Genomic DNA, 4,678 nt, shown 5'->3' on the forward strand with positions numbered 1-4,678 from the left:
CCGGCTGGATGCCGGTGCCCCGCCGCGCGGGGAGGGGCCCGTCAGGAGAGGACGATGTCCCGGTAGTAGTAGCGGAGGATCGCCCGGAAGTCCGAGCCGGCGTTCGCCATGTCGCGCGAGCCGTACTGCGACATCCAGTTCCCGTCCACCCACGCGCCGCAGGCGGTCGTGGTGGAGCAGTAGTGCGCGATCAGGATGTTGCCGCTGCGGGTCATCCGGGTCGACCACGTGCGGTCGACGGCGGCGGACGTCGACGACACCGCCGAGGACGGCCGGTACACCTGGTCACCGGTGTCGTCGCGGACGTCGTAGCACGCGCCGCCCGAGGTCTTGCGGGTCGAGTGCAGCGCCCAGTACCAGGCGTAGCTCTTGACGGCCATCGCCCCCGCGTCCAGCGAGGCGCTCGGCCAGCTCGAGATCCACTCGTTCGGCAGGACGTTCTTGACGTAGGTCTTGAAGTCGACGCGGTCCACCCGGCCCAGGCCGACCCGGTACACCAGGATCGAGGACGGCAGCGTCGTGTTGGACCCGTCGGTCTTGCATCCGCTGGGCTGCGACGCGAGGAGCTGGTGGGAGGCGTTGTTGTTCTTCAGCGTCGCGTTGAGGTTGCCTTTCGCGCCGGCCGCGAAGTCCTGGTAGGAGCCGGCGTAATTGCTGTTGTAGTAGACCCGCACCGTGTAGCTCGTGCGGTTCCACACCGACGCCGCGTTGTTCTTCACGCAGACGCCCTGGCCGTTCCCGGCGCCCTTGAACTCGTAGCAGGTCGGCTGGGTCGTCCCGTAGTCGTCGAGGGAGCCGGTGAAGTCGGAGACCGAGCCGGCCTCGTCGCTGTTGAAGTAGTAGCAGAACTCACCGCTGTCGCAGACCCCGTCACGGGACGCCGCGGACGCCGGTCCGGCCACCACCACGACGCCCGCCAGCACCGTCACCACGGCGGCGAGGACGCCCATCACCCTTGTGCGGATCGCCATTCCCGGCCGCCTCTCAGAAGTGGAGCATCCACTGGAAGTCGGCCTGGGCGCCGCTCACGTGCACGTGCGAGCGGGTGCCGTACGCGAGCGGGTTGTTCCAGTTGTACTCCTCGACGTCGAACGAGCCGTCGGAGTAGACCCGGTTGACGTAGGCGACGTGGCCGACCTTGTGCACGTCGTTGACGGCGATCGCGCCGACGGACGGCGTCGTGTTGACGGTCACGCCGACCCTGCGGGCGGCGTCGTCCCAGGTGCCCGCGTTGCCCCAGGTGGTCTTCCACGAGTTGCTGAAGTTCGGGACGCCGAGCCGGCTGGCGATCCGCCACGCCGCGAAGGCGGTGCAGTTGTTCTGCGCGAATCCGCGCGCGTTCCCGTCGTAGTCGTTGCGCGGCGTCTGCCCCGACCCGTCGAAGATCTGGTGGGAGGCGTTGTTGTTCTTCAGCGTCGCGTTGAGGTTGCCCTTCGCGCCGGCCGCGAAGTCCTGGTAGGAGCCGCCGTAATTGCTGTTGTAGTAGACCCGCACCGTGTGGCTGGTGCGGTTCCACGCCGACGCCGCGTTGTTCTTCACGCAGACGCCCTGGCCGTTCCCCGGGCCCTTGAAGTCGTAGCAGGAGGGCTGGGTGGTGCCGTAGTCGCCGATCGAGGTGGTGAAGTCGGAGATCGAACCGGCCTCGTCGCTGTTGTAGTAGTAGCAGAACTCACCGCTGTCGCAGACGCCGTCGCGGGCCGCCGCGAACGCGGGCGATCCGGAGGCCACGAGGGGCGCGGTGAGGGCCAGCGCTGCGCCGGCGAAGGTCAGGGTCCTCTTCAGGTGCGGCATTGGTCTCCTCTTTCGATAGGGGGTGCGGAGATGCCTCGGAAACCCGGTCAGTGGGTGCGCTGGTACTCCTCCCAGGTGTGGATGGGAACGCGGGGCCCGTCGTCCGCGCCCCGGTCGGCCAGCCCGTTGAGGCCGAGGTAGTAGTCGCCCGTCTGGTGCTGCGCCTGGCTGGACAGATCGGTGTCGTTGATCGCCGCGGCGTGGATGTGCCAGGGCCAGTCGCCCTGGTTCGGGTTGCGGACCCAGGCCGCGAAGCCCACCTCGCGCAGCGCGCGCGCCACGGACGTGCGGGTGGCGGCGGACATCCCGGTGACGCTGATGTCCACGACGCCGCCGCCGTCGTGGGTGCCGGCGGACGAGGGGTCGCCGCCCGGGTTGTAGGAGCCCTGCGACAGGACGAGCGTGAAGCCGAGCAGCCGCTCGGCCTCGGCGAGCATCGCCTGGGTGCGGGCGTCGACGGTGTACCCGTCGCGCTGGACCTTGGCGCCCGGCCCGATCTTCTTGGTGACGGTGTAGCGGTTCTCCCCGAGCGCGGTGAGCGACGTCGCGCCGGGCAGCCCGTTGGCGGCCAGGCCGCTGTATCCGAGGGAGCGCTGGTAGGCCGCGTACGCCGCGATGGTCTCGGTGCCGAAGTAGCCGTCGACCCAGCGGGCGTCCAGGAGGTGCCGCGCCTGCAGCGCCTGCTCGACGGCGAGGACGGACTCCTTCGCGCCCGGGGTCAGCGTGTCGTCGGCGCGGCGCGGGTCGATCTGCGCGGCGAGGACGGTGGCCTCCATGTCGACGGCGGGCAGGGCGGCGGGCGCGGCGTGCGGTGCGGCCGTCGCCTGCACCGCCCCCGCCGCCAGGCCGCCCGTTACCGCGAAGGTCGCGAGCAGCCCCGTGATGGCGGTCCGGGTCCTCGTCAGCTTCATGCGGTGCGTCCTTCCGTGCGGTCGGATTGCCTCGTGGTCCCTCGTTGCTACCGGCCGCATTGATTGATCGACACACCTGCTGGAAGGGATCAATCAGCCCCGGACATCGGGGCCGTCAGGGTCCGCCGGAACGCCGCGGTCGCCCGCTGTACGGGCAGGTCAGAAGGGGTGCGCGTGGCACCGGCACGGGCGGGCGGCCTTATCGGCACCGCGTCGTTCGGCGGGAGGGGCGCCCACCGCCGGGCACCGCGAACGAAGGCGCGGACAGGGAGCGCGCGGCGGCCGGGCCGGTCAGGAGGCGCTGGGGTACTTGCAGGCGGCCTCGCGCGCCGACGCGTCGACCGTCGTGGACGGCGACGCCAGCGACGCCGCGGTGCGAGGGCCGGGCAGCCTCAGCGACGCGAGGACCGCCGCCTCGCCCGGCGCGCCGCCGCCGAAGCAGGCGACGGCCGCCACGGGGACGCGGTCGCCGGCGTGGACGGGCGCCGGGAGCCGGTCGGGCCGCCAGGTGACCGACAGGCTGGACGCGGACTCGCCGATCAGCCCGATCTGGTGCCACAGGCGGAGCTCCGGGCTGGCCGGGTCGCCCGCGTAGTAGGCGGCGAATCCCACGATCTGCACGTTCGGGCCGGTCGCGGTGAGGACGACCCGGGAGTCCCGCGAGGGCGCGCCGATGGCCTTCAGCGACAGCCTTCTCGGCACCGGCCGCGCCGCCGCGCACCCGGACGGGGCGAGGTGCGTGGGCGGGTTCCCGTGGACGACGGCCGAGGCGACGACGTGGCCGTCCGGGAGGATGAACCAGCGGCTGTCCGGGATGCCCGCGGTCCGGTCGGTGACCTTGTCGCCGATGCAGTAGCCGGTGAACCCGATCACGCATCCCGGCGGGTACGTCGCCACCGTCGGCCGGTCGAGGGCGGCGCCGGACCGGACGTGCGCCCCCTCGCCGTACGCGGTGGCGGTGAACTTCGGGTTCTTCGCCGGGACCGGGCAGCCGCCCGCGTCCGCGCGGCCGCCGCCCTGCCCGCCGACGGTCATCCCGACGGCGAAGAAGCCGGCCGCGAGAAGGCAGGCGGCGGTGGCGGCGGCGACGGTCCGCCTGGTCCCGCCGCCGCTCGCGGCCGGGCCGATGACGATCGAATGGAATTCCCGAGGCACCGGCGCCGGTTCGTTCGGCACTTCCGCGTGCAGGAACTCCCGCTTGACGACGGCCTCTCCGCCGGCGTCATGTTCCGCCGCGGCGGCGTTCTCGTGCGCGGCGCCCGCGTTCTCTTCCGGCGGGCACGGATCCGCCTCGTACGGCGCCCGCACGGCGCCGTGGACTTCTTTCCAGCGGCGCTCCCACTCCTCCGTATCGCCGCCGCACGCGCCGACAAAGGCGAGCGCGACCGATAACGTCGGTAAACGCACGCCACTGGCGGCTTCCGACAACGTTGATGCGCTGTATCCGGCGATTTGCGCCAATTGCCGGTACGTCGGTTCGCCGGCGGACACCCGCAGCGCGCGGAGATCGTGCGCGAACGACTCCAGCGGGCCTGCCGCCGGGTCCAGCGGGCGTTCACGACGAGCCATGCGACCGTCCAGCCATGGGCGCCCGCGCGCCCGCGCGCGTGCGGGCGGCGTCGGACGAGCGCCGGTCCTTTCGGCGACCGAGTGCAGCGGTCAACGTACCGGCCTTACCCGGGAAACCGCGGGAACTCGCGGCTTAACAGGCCGGCGACAACCGGTTTCGGAATGGTAGGCGGGTCGTTCTGCGCTTCGTCAGCCATTGCGGGAGCCCATGGTCAAAGTGCGTTGCGATCGACGTGCCTCGGCAATCGCCACGATCTCAGCTCACCATTGACCTCCGCCATCACGCGTCACCAGTGCGATCGTCATCAAAGTAGAACCGGTGCGACGATCTGTCCAGACCTCCCGCGGGCGGCGCTTTCCCGTGCGGTGCCTTCCGCACGGCGGTCGCCGCGGGCTCTGCCCGCGGC

Annotated in this window: 4 protein-coding genes and 1 pseudogene; all 5 read right to left on the bottom strand. The window is 71.5% G+C overall.

The features are described from left to right. Positions 1-41 precede the first annotated feature (41 nt). The gene (locus ABZ914_RS46865) at positions 42-971 is read right to left on the bottom strand and encodes a peptidase inhibitor family I36 protein (protein ID WP_433241268.1); all 930 of its coding nucleotides are present in this window, start codon (positions 969-971) and stop codon (positions 42-44) included. A gap of 13 nt (positions 972-984) precedes the next feature. Further along, positions 985-1,791 carry a CHAP domain-containing protein gene (locus tag ABZ914_RS46870; protein WP_500201116.1) on the bottom strand — a complete coding sequence of 269 codons (807 nt, stop codon included), beginning with the start codon at positions 1,789-1,791 and terminating at the stop codon, positions 985-987. A 47-nt stretch (positions 1,792-1,838) separates the two neighbouring features. Continuing rightward, entirely contained in the window at positions 1,839-2,702 is an 864-nt protein-coding gene (locus ABZ914_RS46875) for a peptidoglycan-binding domain-containing protein (RefSeq protein ID WP_500201117.1), read from the bottom strand. Positions 2,703-2,993: 291 nt separating this feature from the next. Further along, positions 2,994-4,010, bottom strand: a complete 1,017-nt coding sequence (locus ABZ914_RS46880) for a hypothetical protein (RefSeq protein WP_500201118.1) — start codon at positions 4,008-4,010, stop codon at positions 2,994-2,996. A gap of 45 nt (positions 4,011-4,055) precedes the next feature. Continuing rightward, a pseudogene (locus ABZ914_RS46885) lies at positions 4,056-4,271 on the bottom strand (helix-turn-helix domain-containing protein); the annotation flags it as partial. Between the last annotated feature and the right edge of the window lie 407 nt (positions 4,272-4,678).

Source organism: Spirillospora sp. NPDC046719 (assembly GCF_040645715.1).
Classification (GTDB): Bacteria; Actinomycetota; Actinomycetes; order Streptosporangiales; family Streptosporangiaceae; genus Spirillospora.